This is a genomic window from Marinicauda pacifica, from assembly GCF_004793635.1.
In the GTDB taxonomy this organism is placed as follows: Bacteria; Pseudomonadota; Alphaproteobacteria; order Caulobacterales; family Maricaulaceae; genus Marinicauda; species Marinicauda pacifica.
Genome location: NZ_SRXV01000114.1, coordinates 1 through 303 on the forward strand (window position 1 = coordinate 1; position 303 = coordinate 303).

Annotated in this window: 1 protein-coding gene; it reads left to right on the forward strand. The window is 61.7% G+C overall.

Features of this window, described 5'->3' with window-relative positions; genetic code table 11:
• Positions 1 to 158: 158 nt before the first annotated feature.
• Positions 159 to 303: helix-turn-helix domain-containing protein (locus E5162_RS15245; RefSeq protein ID WP_135945977.1), on the forward strand; the 145-nt coding region annotated here is incomplete at its 3' end.

The following is a 303-nucleotide window of genomic DNA, read 5'->3' on the forward strand; positions in this document are numbered from 1 at the left end:
GGGCTCTGGCGCGGGTTTCGAAATAGCCTTCATCCACAAGATATGTATCGGCTCTCTTTTTCATGGGCGGCCTTATCCCCTGCCCGTTCCGGGGAGGCAATGGAGACTGGCCGCAGCAGGCAGATGACCGCAGTCATTTTCTGCGCGATACAGGGGTCATGACCGGACGGCGCGAACACAAGAAGCAGCTGGTGCGCCAGAGCCTTTTCGACACGGCCATCGCGCTGTTCGAGGCAGAGGGTTATGACGCGGTCAGCGTCGACCGGATCGTGGCCGAGGCCGGGGTCGCCAAGGGGACGTTCT